Source organism: Flavobacterium humidisoli (genome assembly GCF_023272795.1).
Classification (GTDB): Bacteria; Bacteroidota; Bacteroidia; order Flavobacteriales; family Flavobacteriaceae; genus Flavobacterium; species Flavobacterium humidisoli.
The window spans coordinates 2,074,658-2,092,247 of record NZ_CP096829.1 but is presented as its reverse complement, the minus strand read 5'-3'; the positions used below and the strand labels follow the sequence as shown (position 1 = coordinate 2,092,247).

Here is a 17,590-nt window from a genome sequence, read left to right as displayed (position 1 = left end):
AATATACAAATTTGCAATTTTGTTAATTCTTTTCTTAAAAAAAGTATAGATTAAAGCAACTTTTCCTACTTAATTCTTTAAATTCGCCGCAAACCAACCCCTTAAGCTATTTAAGAACCAATGTCCATTTTTAATCTTTTTAAAAGATCTACTGTAAAATGTCCAAGATGCCTTGGAAAAAGATTTGTTGATTGGGATGATATCCGCCGTTTAAACCGACAATTGAAATGGGTTCCTGCACCATGCGCCTATTGCGATGCAACAGGAAGAGTCCCAAAAGAAATGCTTTCAAAAGTTTCTGTCGATTGTATGTATCTCACAATCGATTTACCAGAATCTGTAATCGAAAAAATAAAAGAAGGCGATCCTGAAACTGTCGAAAAAGGAAAACTACGTGAACTTTTTGTAGATCATCTTATACAATATTCAGAACATCATCACCTTACTGAAAATCTTGATGCCGAAAGCATTGCCAATTTGTATTTAAAATTCGAGGCAGAAAAAGCTCCTTTTGCTGTAACCAAAGAAGAATTAATAAAATACATTCAAGGCGTAATCGAACTAAAGAAAACGGTAATAGAATAACATTTGCGGCTCAGCTACTCAAAATCTACAACCGTTTACAAAAACAGGTAAAAACACCTATAGCCACCATTTTATTTAGTGGTAATTTTGTAGTAAATAATTTTTAGTTTCTAAAAAGCTTTGGAGAAAGCTTCTTAATTTTTTGTCACTTTTTTTTTGGAACAGAAAGTGGGATTTCAAATCGCTGGTACCGATTGGAAATTTCACTTTTTTTTGTTTGCCATCCTGAGGAACGGTAGGTTCTCTGTCTCTTTGCCTCTTTGCGCCTAAAAAAAAAGCAGTACTTTTGCGTTCTGTAAATGCCACGAAATTAAAGTCCAAATGACTAGAGAACATTATATTCCATTCAATAAAGAATTCTTACTGGAACAGCAAATTTCAGCTTTTGCCGAAAATCCAGAAAAGGCTAGCGATTTTAAGAAATTGTTCGAAATCATCGAACATTATTATCATTACGAATCTTTTAATCTTAATCGAAATCTAAAACAGCATTATGCACTTTATGATCCAGATTTAAGTGAAAAAGAACGGGAGCAATTTATCAATAAAAGCAGTTTTCCTGTTTTTAAAGAAACACTTCTTAAAGTTTTAGAGCGTGGCAATTACTACAGAATCAATCAGGCAGCATTAGACGAAGCCTTTAACGAATCTGATTTGGTGGGTCTGAATCTTGCTATTGATTTTAATGCTTTTAAAGATTTTGAACTCTACGCGCGCGGGCATCATAAAGCAAAAGAAAAAGTCAAAAAATATTTTTTCTGGACTAAAGAAGTTGAGATTGAATATTACGATCGTGTTCTTATTTACCTAAATTACAGCGATGCAGATTACCTTAAAGAAAAGAAAGTCAAATTGGGCAAAATGCCAATCGATCCAGGTTCTATTGCATTAAAGATCTTTAAACGTGTTCCTAAGAATGATCTCGAAACGGTTTTTCCAAATGCCATTCCGAAAATGTCTTTGAAGGATAAACTATTGCTTTGGGTTCCGGGTGTTTTTGGTGGGCTTTCTCTATTAAGTGCCAAAGTGATTCCTGCTCTAATTAATATGTACGAAGCTTATCAAACAGGCGAAACAATCGATCTCTTAAACAGTAAAACTTCTTTAAATCAAGGTTTAATTGCGCTTGGAATTTTAGGAGCATACTGTTTCCGTCAATACAACAATTTTATAAACAAAAAAATCCGATATTCTAAAACACTTTCAGACAGCTTGTATTTTAAGAATGTCGGAAACAACAGCGGGGCTTTCTATTCTTTATTAAACTCTTCTGAAGAAGAAGCTTTAAAAGAAACGATTCTCGCTTATACTTTTTTGCACGAAAGTGAAAAATCTTTAACCGCCGAAGAGCTAGACAATCAAATAGAATCTTGGTTTAAAACCAAACTAAATACCGATTTGGATTTTGATGTAAACGATGCTTTATTAAAATTAAAAAGCATTGGTTTAGGAATAGAAACTAACGGAAAATGGAATGTCATTCGGCTCCATGAAGCACTTGTTGCCATTGACGAATTATGGGATAATGTTTTTCAGTATAACCAAAAAGTTGATTCTTTAAAAAATTAAAAAATGTATACCTACAAATGTTCTTGCTGCGGAGAGGTTTTTGATGAAATGCCTTTGTGTTTTGGAAATGAATTTCCTGCTTATTATTTTAACATTCCGCCCGAAGAAAGAGAACAAAGAATTGAATACGGAGGAAGCTGGTATTACATTGATGAAGAACATTTTTTTCATCGTGGCAGATTAACTATTCCGATTATAGATTATCATGAAGATTTGGTTTTTAATGTATGGACTACAATAAGTGAAGATAATTTTTGTTTACGAATGGATTTATGGGAAGATCCAAACCGAGTAAATCAAGAACCTTATTTTGGCTGGATGCAGACCAACGTGCCTACCTATGGCAAAACTTTATCTTTAAAATCGATTGCAATTGAACAAGGTTTAGGACTAATTCCAGAAATAAAAATGATCGAAGAAAATCATCCTTTGACGATAGATCAAGAAAACGGAATTACATTAGAAAAAGCCATTGCTATTGTCGATGAAATAATGAAAATACAGCACAGTAAAACCTAAAAGAAATTTCATTAGATTTACGCATCTAACCTTAAAACCACAAAAATGAGAACATTAGATCAATGGTTTGCAGAATATGCCGTAAGTCATCAGAACCCAAAAAACAAAGCGATACATTATATTTGTGTCCCTGCTATTTACTTTTCGATTGTTGGTTTACTTATGAGTATTCCGAGTACGATAATATCCAATGCATTACAATTAAACATGCCTATTGTTGAAAATTGGGCATTTCTCGTTTTGCTTTTTGTTCTCGTTTTTTACATCCGATTATCCATTGCAATGGCTGCTAAAATTGCCATTTTTTCTCTGCTTTGCCTAATTGTCAATTATTATATCTCGCAATTTGTTCCGCTATGGATCTTCTCGCTTAGTGTTTTTGCTTTGGCCTGGATTGGACAATTTTATGGGCATAATATCGAAGGAAAAAAACCTTCATTCCTTAAAGATCTTCAGTTTTTATTGATTGGCCCAGCTTGGGTTGTAGAGAATTTATTTTCTAAGAAATAAAACTATTCAATGTAGGCAAACCCAACACCTATATTTACGAACCTCCTCAAGGTCTTGTTATAGAAGACAATGTTAAAGCAAATGTTTTGTATGCTACATTTGGAAAAATGGCAAAGAAGAAGATATATTTAAAAAAGTATCTTCTTATATAGCGGATAAAAAATTTGACTTTAACGTTGTTTTTGATTCAAAAACAGAAGTAGTTGCCAATTACAAAGTAAACGGCATCCCAACGCGAATTGTTATTGACAAAAACGGAACTATTCTGGCTTACGACTATTCAAATACCGACATCGCAGCAATTATTGATGAACAATTAAAATAAGTATTCTCTTATTTTTAAAATAAAATGTACATTTGATATACCAAAACTAAATTCATGATACAGTTAATCTGGGCGATAATAAACATTGTACTATTTTTAGGGCTTGCCATTTTTTGCATAAAAACGGCTTCAGAAATTCGCAAAAAAATTAGCCTTTCAGCTGCGATTCTTTTTTCTTTTTTTGCTTTATCTTTTATCACAAGACCAAGCAACGAAGAAAAAGATAAAAAATTTGAATTTGAAAATAGGGAAACCAAAACACAGTCTTTAAATCACAACAACTATTTTTCAAATATTATTCTTGAAGGGGATTTCTTTTCAAATATCGAATTATACGTTATTTCTAATGGCGAAAATGCTAGTTCAGCAATGATTCGAAGAATTGGATTTGTTTGTGGTACATCATGGTCGACACAATACATTATTATAAATAAAACAGAAAAGAAAAACACCTTTCAATATGAGGTTGGAGGAACTAGAAAATGGATACTTCTTGGTTTAGAAGTATACTCAGAATTTAAAGATTTTAAGGGCTCGGGCGAGTTTAAGTCTTTGTAATTTTCTTCAATCTAATTCATTTCTAAAAAAATTAAAGGGCAAAGAAGAGTTTTATCTTTTTGTCCTTTTTTATTAAAAAACATTACAAAAAAAATTCAGCCATAAAATGAGAAAATTCATTATCGCTATTACTTCTGTAATTTTACTTTCTTCTTGCAAACAAACAGCTAATGAAAGCGTTTCTGGAAAAACAGAAATAAAAAAAGACAGTATTAAAGTTGAAGATGCTGCAAAAATAAAACAATCAGATTCTAACTTATTAGAACAATTTTCTAAAAACAAAAACGAACTGGTTCTCCAATTAAAATCATTATCCAATAAAGAAGCTGCCAATGCATTGTATGAAAAATATTTTGAAGAAAACAGTACTTTATTGCAACAGATAGCCGCAAAAGAATCTGGAGTATTAGATAAGTTTTATAATGATGATGAAGCCGATAAAAAAGCGGTTAAACTTTTAGGTGAAAAGCTTTCAAAACATCAAGTGCAATATTGGGAAATAGGAGAAGGATATGTTGAAATTGAGCCTCTAAATGATTTCTATTATAAGATTTTCAAAAACTATGTCACAGATGATTACAAAGATTATTTGTACTTAAAAAGCGAAGAAAACAAGTCGCTATATTCTGCAGATGCAGGACTAGTAATCTCTTTTAAAGATTTGGGCGATCGAATCATTTCGTGGGAAAATTTTATGACCAAATACCCTAATTCAAAATTAATTGCTTCTGTAAAAGAGGAATACAAAAATTATCAAATGGATTATCTGGTGGGCCAAGACAATACGCCAACAGCCGAAAGGTCTTCAGATGAAAAATATATTTATCCAGAAAACATTCAGGAGTTTAATCGTTTCTTAAAAAAATATCCAAAAAGCCCAACTGTTCCTCTAATCAATTTGTTTCTAGAGAACTTTAAGAGTGAGAGTATTTTTGATATTTTACGTGCGGAACAGAGTAAATTGTAAAAAAAAATTATAATGGGAGATTGGAATACCTTACATTTTTTTAGTGACAAACACTTTTATGAAAAAGTAGTTCCTGATCTTACAGGCAAAGGAAATTTGCTTAAAAAATACTTTGATTCAAAATTAGGCAACTATCTTTTGTTTCATAATTCTGACAATGATAAAAGAATCACTTCTGTCTTGGAATATTGTCAATTTTTTGACGAAGATTTTAAAACTCATAAACTTCTCTATGAGATAGAAACCCGGAAGAAAAAACCAGACGAAGAATATCAAACATTCATGCAGAAGATGCTAAAAGATACAGACGAATTCTACAAACAAAATGGAACCGCAGCTGATGATCTTGCGACGGTACTAACGTTAATAATGTTTTCGGAATGTGCTGCATTTAATCCGCATCTCATTTTAGGACGTAGAATTTTTTCTGGAAATGTTGGTGCAAAACCAAAATCTGTAGCAGAAGCAATTATTTCGCAAATAGACAATTCACCATGCGGATTTACCCACTCTTACGGTTCGGGAATCATGAACTGGATTACAAACGAAGACTTAAAATTATTGTGGCTAGACCGTTCTAATTTAGTTCCAACTAATTCCAAAGAATATTTCAATGATTTTTTGAAATTTATAGAAATTGCCATTGAAAATGATTTTGGAGTTGTTTCTGGAACGAATATGCGAGAATCAATCTTAAAACTGGCAGAAAATCAAAATATAAATATCGAAGTAGATTTAGAAAAACTAGGACTTCAAAGTGTTATCATATACGATGGCAACTAATTGGCATTAAAATTAACTTTAAAAACTTAAAACCATGGAAAATAAAAAACCTATCACATTTGTTTTTTGGATTATTGCGATCATTTTAGGCGTAACTTTATACAAACAATTTGATTTTAAAAGTCTAAAATTTGAAAATCCCGCATTGGCAGTTATATATTTTGTAGTTTTTGCGTTTTCGGTTTATTACATCATTAAAAATTCTAAAAAATAATCCAACGAGCCAAAACTGAAACATAGACAAATCAAATTGAAGTAATTAATTTTATATTTGATAAAAAGCAAACCCTGAAATCTATAAAACATATCCATCCAATTTGGGGCTGAGCTGTCTTATGTTATCAGTAGCATATTCCCGTTAACGGCAAGCAAAAGCTAAAATTTCACATAAAATTTTAATCAAAAAAATTACAGAATGGAATTGGATTTTAAAGATTTTCCGACACTAATAACCGAAAGATTAACATTAAGAAATATTGAAAACACTGATGTTGTCTTAATCCATAAATTACATTCTGATGCAATTGTAAATGCTTTTGTTGGAAGAGAGAATTCCTCGAGCTTAAAAAAAGCAGAAGAATACATAATTAAAATGCAAAATTTAATAGCGAAAAATGAATGCATTTATTGGGTTATAACGGAAAAAGGAAATAATAATCTAATGGGTTCAATTTGTTTATGGAATTTTGATGTAGAAAATGAAATTGTAGAAATAGGATATGAAATGTTGAGTGAATTTCAAAGTAAAGGCATAATGACCGAAGCAATCAAAAAAATTGTAGAATATACATTTGAAAAAATCAAAGCAAAAATAATAACTGCTTTTCCGTCTTCTGACAATATTAATTCTGTATCAATATTAAAAAAATTGAACTTTGAATTGGAGAAGAAAAAATATAATAACACCCATCAGAATATAAAAAACTTGGTAACTTATACTTTAAGAAATAATCAAATTAACAACTAGAATTGCAGCCAATTCGTAGCTAATAAAACGAATTTAAGAATGATATTAGCTGCATCATTGATCTAAAAAAACTGCCGTGGAAATAATCCATTAAATGAAAAAGTACAAGCAAAAAAAACTATGAGGAAGTTAACTCTAAATGATCGCTTTTTACCGCATCAATTCCGTAGAATTGAAAATGAAGTCGGTATAAAAATTCCTGATAATATTAAAGATTTTATTTCAGAATATGCAGATTTGTCAGTAAAGGAAAATAAGTATATAAATAGTGATGGAAAGTTGTTTGAAATTTCACAATTTATAACTTATAAGATGATGTACGATTTTGTAAAAGAATTCAAAGAACAAGGTTTGGGAAAAAAACTACCTTTTGCAATAGATAATGGAGGCTGGGTTTTTTGTATATCATTTGATGATGAATCAATTGATAAAATATTATTATACCAAATGGAAATAGAGTGGAAAACAAAAAAAGATGCTTTTGAATTAGTCGCTAATAGCTTTGAAGATTTTATAAATAATTTGCAAGAAGAAACTGAAAGCAGTCTCTAAAAACTGAAATGATACATCGATAGATGAGAGATTATGCTCTATTAAATTTAATTTGGTGCTCGAAAAGATTTAAAACCAAAATTTCAAGAATGGGCTTCATTTTGCCCCCCTTTAATACCAAGGCGTTGTGGTGCATAGAAAAGAACCGAAACACTAAACAATGGAAATACTCATAATATTATTAAGTATAATTACAGGATTAATAATTTTGTATTTTGGGCTAGCATTTATTTTAATTCAAATCCGCAGACCAAAATTCAATAAAAAAGGTTATACGAAACTCGAAAAAAAACTTTTGGATCTTTTTACATCTATGTTTGATGCTGATTTAGCTGGAAAAATCAAGAAGCAAATTGAATACTTCGAAAATAAGCGTAAATGGAGGCAGTACTGGGAGAAGAGTATGTCAATAGAACTATATGGAGATAAAAAAATGTCGCCTGACCTAAAATACTCAAGACAAGACGATTGTAAAATTGCAACGATTAGATTTAAAGTAAACAAAGAAAAATACAGCATTGAATTTGATAGTTATGACGGTAGGATTTGGGGATGGAAAATAAGCCCCAATCCCAAGCGAATTCAAAAAACAGACAATATTGAAGTAATTAGTAAAAAGATCAACAATGATCCAAATGAGAAAGTTGTAATTAGTATAAAAAAAACAGAATTCAAGACGATTCCAAATTTTGATGGCGTGATTGGAGAGATTGCAAAAGTGAAACCAATTAAAACTGCATATAATCCGTTAATTCCACAGCAAATTGAGATATTTAAACGGAAAATTGAATCATTCCTTCCACATGGTTACATACAAATCATTGAGCAAACCGAGGGCTTGGAATTTCAGGAATTTCGAATTTCAGGAATCTCTGAAATACAGAGAACGGGATTAGATGATGGAGATTATTTTCATTTAGCGGAATTTGACGATGGTATAATTGCCATAAAAGAAAATGATAAAAACGGCGAACTTTATTTTTGCCATTTTTCGGGGCTGATTGATAAAGTGGGAACAGATTTTGACAAAATATTAAAAGAAAGAACTACATAACTACACACCAAAACAACTACTATACGTTAGTCATGATTTTGAATTTGAAATAAGCTGGAGGCGAATTTAAAAATTATATTATCTGTATAATTAATGTAAAAATAAATCCATAATGGAGTTCGAACCAATAACTCCTTTAAATATAGACCCTTTCAAGATATAGAAGAAAATAATGAAAATTTTCGAACCATAAAAAAGCCTGTAAAATAATACTTTACAGGCTTTCATTTTTTATAGTGACCCCGGAGGGGTTCGAACCCCCAACCCTCAGAGCCGAAATCTGATATTCTATCCAGTTGAACTACGAGGTCAGTTTATTTATGATTTCAGATTATAGATTTTAGATTACTGATTGGAATCTAAAATCTACATTCTAAAATCTAAAATTATTATTTATGATAATAGTTTCTTTACAATTGTAGAAATGGTTTTTCCTTCAGCAGTTCCTCCTAATTGAGCAGATGCTAATCCCATTACTTTACCCATTGAAGCGATTCCAGAAGCACCTGTTTCTGCAATAATTTTTGCTATTACAGCTTCTACTTCTTCTTCGCTTAACTGAGCTGGTAAAAACTTCTCGATTACCGCAACTTGAGCCAATTCTGGTTCAGCTAAATCTGGACGGTTTTGCTCTGTAAAGATTCTTGCGCTTTCTTTACGAGTTTTAACCAATCTCTGAAGTAATTTAATCTCTTCATCTTCAGATAAATCTTCTTTAGATCCAGAAGCTGTTGAAGCCAATAACAATTCTGATTTAACAGCTCTTAAAGCCTCTAAAGCTACTGTATCTTTTGCTTTCATGGCCGTTTTGATCTCGTCCATTATTTGTGTTTGTAAACTCATGTTTATGTTTTATTTTAAATAAGCCAAAGCCTATTAATTGATATATTAATTTGGAATTTTTTCTCGACTCTATTCAAAGTAACAATAAGATTCACTTTAAAAACCTATTTAAGGAGTCAAATTTTGAAATTCTGTGCGAAGATAAAAAAAATAACCCGAAAATTAAATCCAATTTTCGGGTTACCAAATATTATGATTGTAAAATTAATCTACGTTATCGTGCAAAAATGAATTGTTTGAACGTAATTGCAAATCGTTGTTACTATCTGTTCCAACAGAAATTCTAGAATTTGTATTGTTAGACTGTGAATTCGATAAATCTATTCCTAATCTTTTATAAGCTGGCTCTTTTTCCAACTCATCAATTCTAGAAACATTGTTATGAAATTTATAGTTAAACTCTTTTAGTTTCTTTCTTCTTTCTTCAGCTCTTAAATGTAATGTTTCTTCAATAGTTAATTCTAAAGGAGAAACTTCAGAAGTTGTAGCGAAATCAGGTTGGCTAGCAAAATCTGGTCTCGGTTTCAACGTAATGTTTAATTCCTCTGGAATTGTATCTTCAACTACTTTTTCAACTGGTTTAGAAGCTAATAAATCGTTTTCAACTTCCATATATTCTTCTAGAGAATACTTAATTATTCCGTTATCAGAAACTTCAGTTACAGGAACAAATTGTACTGGATCGTTTACTTTAATATCACGAGTTTCATTTGTCAATTCAAATAAAACTCTGTTATCTTCAACAACTGGTTCTCTTTTTATAGGTTCTTGCTTAAACAAAGGAAGATCAAAAGAAAAAGTAGTTTGCTCTTCTCTTTCAAAAACTCTTTGCTGTTGCACTGGCGGCTGCTGTACTTGCGGCTGTTGCACTTCTCTTGCTGCTGGTGTTTCAGGAGCAGAGATTGTAAAATCGATATCTGTAATTGGCGAAACAATTTCGAAAGTTACATCCAGATTTTTGATAAACTCAGACATAACCACTAACTCTTCCTGATTGATAGCTGGAGCAACAGCTTGAACTGGAGTTGGAGTAAAAGTTTCGTCGTCATCAATTAAATCAAACACTACTTTATCTTCCACTTTTGCTGTTGGTGTATCCACAGTTAAATCAAAAGATGCAAGCGGTTTATTTGTTAGATTATGAACACTTCTTTGCTCATCTTCTAACGTATGAATGATTTTCTTTGGTTCTGTATTTACAATTTCATTTTGCTGTTCTACATCAAAACCTGTTGCGATAATAGTTACTGCAATAGCTTCGCCAAGACTTTCGTCTTCACCAACTCCCATGATAATGTTTGCATTGTAACCCGCTTCAGCTTGGATGTGATCGTTGATTTCTCCAATTTCGTCCAGAGTAATCTCATTAGTTCCAGAAACGATAAGCAACAATACGTTTTTGGCACCTGTAATTTTATTATCATTCAACAATGGAGAATCCAAAGCCGAAACGATAGCATCTTTAGCTCTGTTTTCGCCTTCCGCTACAGAAGACCCCATTATAGCAGTCCCACTGTTAGCCAAAACAGTTTTCGCGTCACGTAAATCGATATTCTGAGTATAGTGGTGCGTAATTACTTCAGCAATACCTCTAGAGGCTGTTGCCAAAACTTCATCCGCCTTCGAGAATCCAGCTTTAAAACCTAGATTTCCGTATACTTCTCTTAATTTATTATTGTTGATTACAATTAAAGAATCGACTTGCTTGCGCAATTTCTCAATTCCAATAATAGCTTGCTCCTGACGTACTTTCCCTTCAAACTGAAACGGAATGGTCACGATACCAACTGTCAATATTTCTCTTTCTTTTGCTAATTGCGCAATTACTGGAGCCGCACCAGTTCCTGTTCCACCACCCATACCGGCAGTAATGAACACCATCTTAGTACCACGGTCCAACATTTTTTCAATATCCGAAATACTTTCAATTGCCGACTGCTGTCCAACGTCTGGATTTGCTCCAGCTCCTAATCCTTCAGTTAAATTAACTCCTAACTGAATTTTATTGGGTACTGAACTATTTTGAAGCGCTTGCGAATCGGTATTACAAACGATAAAATCTACGCCTTTAATACCTTGTTTGAACATGTGGTTAATTGCGTTACTTCCGCCTCCACCTACACCTATTACTTTGATTACATTTGATTGATTTTTTGGTAAATCAAATGAAATACTTCCAAATTCTGAGTTGCTCATCATCTTTTTGGTTTTTTGAAATTCTTATTAAGTACATTTTTTACTTCTTGACTTGGGGCAAGAAATAATCCTTCTCTTTTTATTATTCTGCGTTGTCTAAAAATTCTTTGATTTTGTCGACATATCGATCAAAAAATGATCTTCTTATTTTGGTTTCAGTAGATTCATTTTTAGGTGCCTTCTGACTTACAACTTCTTCAGGCTCATCAATAGTTTCTACTCTTTCAACGTAGTTTTCTTCAACTTCGTATCGCTGTACTGGTGGAGCAGTTCTATAAACAATTTTTGGTTGCTCTTGCACCATTTCCATTCTAACAGCGCTTTGCGAACTGTTTTCGATACTGTTCATTACCAATCCTACTGCAGTTGCATATAACGGGCTAGAGATTTCTTCTCCAGAGTTTCCTGCCAAATGCTCGTTCGGATAACCAATTCTTGTATCCATTCCTGTAATATATTCTACCAGCTGTTTAATGTGCTTTAATTGTGCACCGCCACCTGTTAAAACAATTCCAGCGATTAATTTTTTACGAGGATCTTCGTGTCCATACGCTTTAATTTCTGCAAAAACTTGTTCTACAATTTCCACAACTCTTGCGTGGATAATTTTAGATAAGTTTTTAAGCGAAATTTCTTTAGGCTCTCTTCCTCTTAAACCTGGAATAGAAACGATCTCGTTATCTTTATTTTCGCCTGGCCAAGCAGATCCAAATTTTATTTTTAAAAGTTCAGCTTGTTTTTCGATAATTGAACAGCCTTCTTTAATATCATCTGTAATTACATTTCCTCCAAAAGGAATTACAGCCGTATGACGAATGATACCGTCTTTAAAAATGGCTAAATCTGTTGTTCCACCACCAATATCGATAAGTGCAACACCAGCTTCTTTTTCTTCCTGACTCAAAACAGCATCTGCCGAAGCTAATGGTTCTAGTGTCAATCCAGACAACTCTATTCCTGAACTCTGAATACATCTTCCCACATTTCTGATTGAAGATGCCTGTCCAACTACAACGTGAAAACTAGATTCTAATCTTCCGCCATACATTCCGATTGGCTCTTTAATTTCAGACTGTCCGTCAATTTTGAACTCTTGAGGCAAAACGTGAATAATTTCCTCTCCTGGTAACATCGCCAGTTTGTTTACCTGATCGATTAGAAGCTGAATATCTTTTTCGCCAATTACTTCTTCTGGATTATTTCTACTGATGTAATCCGTATGCTGAATACTTCTGATGTGTTGTCCGGCAATACCCACAACCACATCTTTAATTTTGTATCCTGAATTATTTTCTGCTTCGACTATCGCTTGCTGTATCGATTGAATCGTCTGCGTAATGTTGTTTACTACTCCTCTGGCAACACCCAAACTTTTGGATTTGCCAATGCCCAAAATCTCCAACTTACCATATTCATTTTTTTTGCCAATCATGGCAACGATTTTGGTTGTTCCAATATCTAGACCTACTGCAATATTATCTTTTTCCATTTTCTATTATTTAGTGCAAACTACTTGTTCCGTAAACCTAAGGTCAATTTTTTTGTATTTGTATAACGAACTATCTAAAACTGCTTTTTGAAAAAAGGCTTTATAGTTTCTAAATTTCTTATCAACATTCATCGTTCTGCCAAAATCTATGAAGTAATCATAGTTACGATTAAACATTTTTAAGCTTCCATTCGGCATAATCTCTACAGCAATGATGTTTTTTTTCAAAAACGCATCGTCATAAATTGTGCGAAATAAGGCTGCTAAATCTTCGTTATTTTTTTCATTTATTGCCCCTGAAACAAGAGGAACTCGCGCAGTGAAATTGTCCGATAAGGGCATTTTATTTCCCTCATAGTCAATATAAAAAGAAGCAGCGCCGTCATAAACTCTTGCTATGGGCGTCTTCTGTTTTACTACTGCTTTTAGAACTCCATCAATACTTACAAAAACATTTGACTTCTCAATCATCTCTTGCGTATCGAGGGTTTTCTCTATCTTATTCAAATCTAGTTCATCTTTTCTAATACTGGAAGCGTCTCTTCTATTTTCTATCAACAATTTATTAACCGTCTCTGGCTTCACAAAAAGCGTATTTTCTCCTACAAAAACGACCACAGATTTTTTCAATTTTCGATCGCCATTTCGGTGCTTAGCGAAAGAATACAGAAACAAAACCAGTCCGAAAATAAGTACTAATCTAATATTTGCCCAATTAAATATTTTCATTTAAAACCTTTTTAATTGACGGAACCATCTCTCCCAGATCACCAGCTCCAATTGTTACAATAATAGGTGCATCACTGGCTTTAATTTCACCTAATAAATCTTGTTTTGCAACAATCTTTTTGTTCGAATTTGTCATTTTACCTAAAAGCCACTCAGAAGTCACTCCTTCCATCGGAAGCTCTCTAGCAGGGTAAATATCCATCAAAAACACTTCATCAAACTGCGATAAACTTGCCGCAAATTCGTCAATAAAGTCTCTTGTTCTGCTAAACAAATGCGGCTGGAAAATTGCCAAAACTTTACGTCCTGGATACAACTCTCTAACTGCCTGATGAACAGCATTTATTTCTGTTGGATGATGCGCATAATCATCAATATATACTAAATTTTCGCTCTTAATTTGATATGAAAAACGTCTTCTAATTCCGTTGAATGAAGCAATGGCTTTTGCAATAGAATCGGTCGGGGTGCCATAAGTTTTAGCCATCGCAATAGCCATCAATCCATTCATTAAATTGTGTTTTCCAGGCAGTCCGAATCGTAAGTCCTTCATAATTTCTGATGGCGTCTGCACATCAAAAACATAAGCCCCATCTTCAATACGAACATTAAAAGCCTTATATACAGCATCCTCATTTATAGCGCATTGAACACCATCTAAAAGCAATTCTTTGGTTATAAAGAGATTATTTTTATCTTCTACTTTAGAAGCAAATTCTCTAAATGAAGCTTGAATTGCATCACTAGTTCCATAAATATCCAAGTGATCCGCATCCATAGAAGTTACACAAGCAATGTCTGGACGTAAATGCAAAAACGATCTGTCAAATTCATCTGCTTCTACAACCGTTACAGTTTTTCCGCTTCCTATCAAGTTTGAATTATAATTCTCTACAATTCCACCAATAAAAGCCGTTACATCGGCACCGCTTTGAAACAAAATATGCCCCAGAATACTAGATGTTGTTGTTTTTCCATGGGTTCCTGCCACTGCAAAACAAAAAGTGTCTTTACTTATAATTCCAAGAACTTCAGCTCTTTTTTTAACCACATAATTTCTTTCAATAAAATAATTCCATTCTGAATGTGTTTTTGGAACCGCTGGCGTATAAATTACCAATGTATTCTCTACATAATAATCACTCGGAATTAAATTAATATTGTCTTCAAAATGAATATCAATACCACTCTCAATCAATTCATTAGTTAGCATAGAAGGAGTTTTGTCGTAACCTGAAACTTGTTTCCCAATAAACTTGAAATAACGAGCCAGAGCACTCATTCCGATTCCTCCGATACCAATAAAATAAACGTTTTGTATTTGATTTAAATTCATTTTTATTTTCTTTTTTTGCTTTAAGCTTTAGGTCTTTTCTAACTTTGCCCTTTATTATTTGATTCTTTTTTGCTTTAGACAACAGTTATAAAGCTTAAAGCTTACAGCTTATCGAATTAACTTTACAATCTCTGCTACAATATCTTGTGTAGCTCTTGGTTTTGCTAGTTTTTCAATGTTATCACTTAATTGTTTCTGTTTTCCAGAATCTTTCAGCAGCGCTTCAAAAACAATGCTAAACTGACTGTCAAGCTCAGATTCTTTCAACAAAATGGCGCCTTTAGCATCAACAATGGCTTGTGCGTTTTTAGTTTGGTGATCCTCAGCTACATTAGGTGACGGAATAAAAATCACTGGCTTTCCAACAATGCACAATTCTGACACTGATGAAGCACCTGCACGTGAAATTATGACATCTGATGCTGCGTAAACAAAATCCATTCTTTCAATAAAATCAACCACTTTTACATTCGGCTGATTGTATTTTTTATAATCTTCAAAATACAGTTTTCCGCATTGCCAGATTACCTGAACATTTTGCGAAAGGAAATTTTGCAATTCTTTCTCAATTAACTGATTGATTCGTCTTGCTCCTAAACTCCCTCCTAAAACCAATAATGTTTTCTTATTCGGATCTAAATCATAAAAAGCAATTGCTTCGTCACGTTTGCTTTCAATATCAATCAAATCCTGACGAACTGGATTTCCTGTTAAAACAATTTTTTCTTTTGGAAAAAAACGCTCTAAATTTTCATAAGCCACACAAATTGAATTTGCTTTCTTGCTCAACAATTTGTTTGTAATTCCTGGATAAGAATTCTGCTCCTGAACCACTGTTGGAATTCCTGTTGAACCTGCCGCTTGCAATAAAGGTCCGCTGGCAAAACCACCTGTACCAATTACAACATTAGGCTTGAACTTTTTAATTATTCTTTTCGATTCTAATAAACTGCTTGCCAGTTTAAGCGGAAACATCAAATTTTGTAAGGTCAATTTTCGCTGCAAACCAGCAATCCAAAGACCTTTTATTTCGTAACCTGCCTGAGGCACTTTTTGCATTTCCATTTTATCTTTGGCGCCTACAAAAAGAAATTCTGCATCAGGAAATTGTAATTTTAATTCATTTGCAATTGCAATCGCAGGATAGATATGCCCTCCTGTTCCTCCTCCGCTAAGTATGAATTTATACTTTGTCATCTTTCTAAAAATTACAACTTTTTTAAAAATTTTTATATTCTAATCTTATTTGTTTAAAACCGCATTCATCGGATTTCTAGAATTGTCTTCTATCGAATACATTGCCTCTTCTTCATATATTTCGTCTGCAGGCAAATCCTCTTCCGCCATTTCTTTATCTATTAATCGCTGTAAGGCTTCTTTACGTTTTTCTCTCTCAAGTTTATCCTCTGCAATTTCTTCTTCTTTTCTCGTTACACTAATTATAATTCCAAGTCCAAGACAAGTCATCCAGATCGAACTTCCCCCACTACTTATCAATGGAAGTGTCTGCCCTGTAACTGGCAATAATTCTACCGCAACCGCCATATTGATCATTGCTTGAAATATCATGGGAAACCCAACACCGACGACAACTAATTTCCCAAATATTGTAGGTGCTTTGTGAGAAGCAATTACAAATCGAAACAATAGCAACAAATACAAAATAACAATTGAAACCCCTCCAACTAAACCGTATTCTTCAACGATGATAGCATAAATAAAATCGGAAGAAGATTGCGGCAAAAAGTTCTTCTGAACACTTTTTCCTGGACCTAATCCTCCTAATTTTCCAGATGCAATTGCAATTTTTGCTTTCTCAATCTGATAGTCATCTTCGTCTGGTTTGTCTGTTGTAAAATTTGTAATTCGACTTTCCCAAGTTGAAACCCTGCTAAAGAATCTTGAATCAGGAAAAGCTTTTGCCACTAAAAGGAAAAATGCCAACATCGCAACTCCTGAACCAATAATAAAAGCAATATATTTTAATGGATATTTACCAATAAATGTCAGCATCAAAACCATTGCAAAAATTAACGCCGTAGTCGAAAAGTTTGCTGGAAGAATTAATACTAATGTGATAAATACTGGAACCCAAAGTTGAATCAATGATGTTTGAAAAGGCTCATTTTCTTCTTTAGTCTTTGACAAATAGCGCGCTACATAAATAAACAAAACAATAGATGCCAATGTTGATGTCTGAAACGTAATTCCGATAAAAGGAACCTGAATCCAACGGCTAGCATTTGCACCAGCGATAACAGTTCCTTTTAAAAGCGTATAAAGCAGTAAAATCCAAACCACTGGAAGTGCAATCTTCGAAATTGCTCTAAAATAATGATACGGAACTCTATGCACCCAGTAAATAATTAAAAATCCGATACAAATATGCGCCAGATGTTTTACTAAATATCCTAATGTATTTCCTGTACCATGCCCAATATAAGCCAAATTACTACTTGCACTAAAAACAGGCATAAACGAAAACAACGCCAATAAGGCCACAAATGACCAAATTACCCTATCTCCTTTTAGTTTGTTTACCAGCTCTTTCATGAGTGCAATTTTAGATTTCTGATTTTAGATTTTAGATTTTTTCTCCCTAAACCTT

The 17,590-nt window shown here is 33.1% G+C and carries 18 protein-coding genes and 1 tRNA gene; 11 read left to right on the top strand and 8 right to left on the bottom strand.

Translation table 11 applies throughout. The features are described 5' to 3' along the window. Positions 1 to 120 precede the first annotated feature (120 nt). From M0M44_RS09405 to M0M44_RS09355, 11 genes are all read left to right on the top strand, one after another. On the top strand, positions 121 to 585 hold the full coding sequence (locus M0M44_RS09405; protein WP_248729517.1) for a hypothetical protein: 465 nt from the start codon (positions 121 to 123) through the stop codon (positions 583 to 585). Positions 586 to 906: 321 nt separating this feature from the next. Continuing rightward, complete coding sequence (locus M0M44_RS09400; protein WP_248729516.1) at positions 907 to 2,154, top strand: TMEM143 family protein; 1,248 nt, start codon at positions 907 to 909, stop codon at positions 2,152 to 2,154. 3 nt (positions 2,155 to 2,157) lie between these two features. Continuing rightward, positions 2,158 to 2,673, top strand: a complete 516-nt coding sequence (locus M0M44_RS09395; protein WP_248729515.1) for a DUF2199 domain-containing protein — start codon at positions 2,158 to 2,160, stop codon at positions 2,671 to 2,673. Between the two features lie 45 nt (positions 2,674 to 2,718). After that, entirely contained in the window at positions 2,719 to 3,183 is a 465-nt protein-coding gene (locus M0M44_RS09390) for an Mpo1 family 2-hydroxy fatty acid dioxygenase (RefSeq protein WP_248729514.1), read from the top strand. Between the two features lie 379 nt (positions 3,184 to 3,562). After that, entirely contained in the window at positions 3,563 to 4,066 is a 504-nt protein-coding gene (locus tag M0M44_RS09385) for a hypothetical protein (RefSeq protein WP_248729513.1), read from the top strand. A gap of 106 nt (positions 4,067 to 4,172) precedes the next feature. Continuing rightward, positions 4,173 to 5,033, top strand: coding sequence for a hypothetical protein (locus tag M0M44_RS09380; RefSeq protein ID WP_248729512.1), 861 nt, complete (start codon positions 4,173 to 4,175; stop codon positions 5,031 to 5,033). Between the two features lie 12 nt (positions 5,034 to 5,045). After that, complete coding sequence (locus M0M44_RS09375) at positions 5,046 to 5,816, top strand: hypothetical protein (RefSeq protein WP_248729511.1); 771 nt, start codon at positions 5,046 to 5,048, stop codon at positions 5,814 to 5,816. A 34-nt stretch (positions 5,817 to 5,850) separates the two neighbouring features. Further along, positions 5,851 to 6,030 carry a hypothetical protein gene (locus M0M44_RS09370; RefSeq protein WP_248729510.1) on the top strand — a complete coding sequence of 60 codons (180 nt, stop codon included), beginning with the start codon at positions 5,851 to 5,853 and terminating at the stop codon, positions 6,028 to 6,030. Between the two features lie 201 nt (positions 6,031 to 6,231). Then, on the top strand, positions 6,232 to 6,783 hold the full coding sequence (locus tag M0M44_RS09365; protein WP_248729509.1) for a GNAT family N-acetyltransferase: 552 nt from the start codon (positions 6,232 to 6,234) through the stop codon (positions 6,781 to 6,783). Positions 6,784 to 6,903: 120 nt separating this feature from the next. Beyond that, entirely contained in the window at positions 6,904 to 7,335 is a 432-nt protein-coding gene (locus M0M44_RS09360; protein ID WP_248729508.1) for an SMI1/KNR4 family protein, read from the top strand. A gap of 160 nt (positions 7,336 to 7,495) precedes the next feature. Then, positions 7,496 to 8,389 (top strand): hypothetical protein, encoded by an 894-nt coding sequence (locus tag M0M44_RS09355; protein WP_248729507.1) that lies wholly within the window; start codon positions 7,496 to 7,498, stop codon positions 8,387 to 8,389. 237 nt (positions 8,390 to 8,626) lie between these two features. On the opposite strand, the gene M0M44_RS09350 is transcribed toward M0M44_RS09355, so the two are convergent. From M0M44_RS09350 to M0M44_RS09315, 8 genes are all read right to left on the bottom strand, one after another. After that, positions 8,627 to 8,700 (bottom strand) — tRNA-Arg (locus tag M0M44_RS09350). Between the two features lie 82 nt (positions 8,701 to 8,782). Further along, the gene (locus tag M0M44_RS09345) at positions 8,783 to 9,232 is read right to left on the bottom strand and encodes a GatB/YqeY domain-containing protein (protein WP_198854339.1); all 450 of its coding nucleotides are present in this window, start codon (positions 9,230 to 9,232) and stop codon (positions 8,783 to 8,785) included. A gap of 204 nt (positions 9,233 to 9,436) precedes the next feature. Further along, the gene (ftsZ, locus tag M0M44_RS09340) at positions 9,437 to 11,431 is read right to left on the bottom strand and encodes a cell division protein FtsZ (RefSeq protein WP_248729506.1); all 1,995 of its coding nucleotides are present in this window, start codon (positions 11,429 to 11,431) and stop codon (positions 9,437 to 9,439) included. A gap of 79 nt (positions 11,432 to 11,510) precedes the next feature. Then, positions 11,511 to 12,917: a cell division protein FtsA gene (gene ftsA / locus M0M44_RS09335; RefSeq protein WP_248729505.1), complete on the bottom strand. Its 1,407-nt coding sequence runs from the start codon at positions 12,915 to 12,917 to the stop codon at positions 11,511 to 11,513. A gap of 6 nt (positions 12,918 to 12,923) precedes the next feature. Beyond that, positions 12,924 to 13,646: a cell division protein FtsQ/DivIB gene (locus M0M44_RS09330; protein WP_248729504.1), complete on the bottom strand. Its 723-nt coding sequence runs from the start codon at positions 13,644 to 13,646 to the stop codon at positions 12,924 to 12,926. Further along, on the bottom strand, positions 13,633 to 14,982 hold the full coding sequence (murC, locus tag M0M44_RS09325) for a UDP-N-acetylmuramate--L-alanine ligase (protein ID WP_248729503.1): 1,350 nt from the start codon (positions 14,980 to 14,982) through the stop codon (positions 13,633 to 13,635). The genes M0M44_RS09330 and murC overlap by 14 nt, the downstream gene beginning before the upstream one ends. A 108-nt stretch (positions 14,983 to 15,090) precedes the next feature. Beyond that, entirely contained in the window at positions 15,091 to 16,179 is a 1,089-nt protein-coding gene (gene murG, locus M0M44_RS09320) for an undecaprenyldiphospho-muramoylpentapeptide beta-N-acetylglucosaminyltransferase (RefSeq protein WP_248729502.1), read from the bottom strand. Positions 16,180 to 16,224: 45 nt separating this feature from the next. After that, positions 16,225 to 17,535, bottom strand: coding sequence for an FtsW/RodA/SpoVE family cell cycle protein (locus M0M44_RS09315; protein ID WP_248729501.1), 1,311 nt, complete (start codon positions 17,533 to 17,535; stop codon positions 16,225 to 16,227). Positions 17,536 to 17,590 lie beyond the last annotated feature (55 nt).